The sequence below is a fragment of the Aquimarina sediminis genome (assembly GCF_002895435.1).
In the GTDB taxonomy this organism is placed as follows: domain Bacteria; phylum Bacteroidota; class Bacteroidia; order Flavobacteriales; family Flavobacteriaceae; genus Aquimarina; species Aquimarina sediminis.
Genome location: NZ_POYJ01000033.1, coordinates 1 through 1,966 on the forward strand (window position 1 = coordinate 1; position 1,966 = coordinate 1,966).

The window sequence follows — 1,966 nt, forward strand, 5'->3', positions numbered from 1 at the left end:
GCAGGTACTACAGATATTACATACACTGTTACTGATGGTAATGGATGTACCTCTGCTTCTTCAGCAGTACATACGGTTACTGTAAACAGTCTACCCACAGCTGCAGCTATTACAGGAGCAACAGCTGTTTGTATGGGATCAACCATTGATTTAACCGAAGGTACCGCTGGTACTATTGTTTGGAGTTCTTCTAACCTTGCTGTAGCTACTATAGATGGTTCAGGAGTAGTAACACCAGTAAGTGCAGGTACTACAGATATTACATACACTGTTACCGATGGAAATGGATGTACCTCTGCTTCTTCAACGGTGCATACTGTTACGGTAATTGAGGGACCAACTATTAGTATAGCTAATGGTCCAACTTGTTCTGCAAATTCTGAAACATATTCTTTAGAAGTAATAGTAAGTTCAGGAACTGTTACTAGTACTTCAGGAACAGTAAGTAATATTTCAGGTAATATGTGGAGTATAGAGGGGATAGTATCGGGTGTTGATATTGATATTACTGTAACGTCTCTCAATGGTTGCCAAGAAACAATATCAGTAAATACAGGTATATGTATTGATGCAAATCATGATATTATAGATATTGATGGGGATATTGGTGGTAACTCTATTAATATTGTAGAAGACAATGATATGATAAATGGTAATGTAGCCATTTTAAATACTAATGTAACAATAACCGTTATTGATGCTAATCTTGGAGATGGAGTTAGTTTAGATCCAGATACGGGAATAGTAACTGTCTTGCCTAACACTCCTCCAGGAGAATATACAATTAACTACACTTTATGTAGTATAGGAACACCATCAGTTTGTGACGATGCAATAGTAGTAATTACTGTAACTGGGACAAATGAAATATCAAATTTGGTATTAACCAAAACGGGTGTATATGTTGATACCAATGGGAATAATATTTCTGATCAAGGAGATCAAATACAGTACACATTTACGGTAGAGAATAATGGTAATGTAGAAATAATAAATATAGTTCTTAATGATCCCTTACCAGGAGTTGAAGTAATGGGAGGACCGATTGATTTGGCGGCAGGAGAAATGGATACTGAAAGTTTTACTGCGATTTATACTTTAACAGAAGTAGATTTAAATTCAGGGAGTGTGTCTAATCAGGCAACTGTAATTGGTCAAAATCCAAATGGTGAAGATGTAAGTGATATATCAGATGACCCATTAAATGATACAAATATTGATTTAGATAATGATGGTGATTTTGAAGATGAGACGATAACTATCATTGAATTGGAAAATGAAGTAGTTATATATACAGGATTAACCCCTAATGGAGATGGTGTCAATGATCAATTTAGAATAATTGGATTAAGTAATTTCCCTAATAATACATTAGAAATATATAATCGTTGGGGAGTTAAAGTATTTGAACAAGATGGATATGAACAATCTGGTTCGAAGCTCTTTGAGGGATCTTCGAATGGACGACAAACTGTAAAAGAGAAAGAAGAATTACCAGTGGGAACATACTATTACATATTAAAATATGAGAATGCTAATGGAATTACTAAATCAAAAGCAGGCTATTTATACATTAATAGGTAACTAAATAAAATTGAAATCCCGTGAAGAAACAATGTACTTAGGCTAAATTAAAATATTAAATTAGAGCGTATGAGAAAAAGGCACCTCCCAATTGCGATTATATTATTGAGTTTTATGTGTTATACTGGTTATGGCCAACAAGATGCTCAGTACACTCAGTATATGTATAATACCGTTAGTGTTAACCCCGCCTATGCAGGCAGTAGAGGTGTTCTAAGCATTATGGGGCTTCACCGCAGCCAATGGGTTGGTTTAGATGGAGCTCCTCGTACTCAAACCTTAACGCTCAATACTCCTCTGGGAGGGAGTGAACGTTTAGGACTAGGACTATCTATTGTTAATGATGAGATAGGTCCAACCGATGAGACTTATTTTGATATTG

At 35.4% G+C, this 1,966-nt stretch carries 2 protein-coding genes; both read left to right on the forward strand.

The genetic code is table 11. The features are described 5' to 3' along the window. Positions 1-1,584, forward strand: a 1,584-nt coding sequence (locus C1X07_RS24680; protein WP_128755400.1) for a T9SS type B sorting domain-containing protein, incomplete at its 5' end; no start/stop codon positions are given. Positions 1,585-1,653: 69 nt separating this feature from the next. Further along, positions 1,654-1,966 (forward strand): PorP/SprF family type IX secretion system membrane protein (locus C1X07_RS24685; protein ID WP_128755401.1); only part of this gene is annotated, 313 nt, incomplete at its 3' end.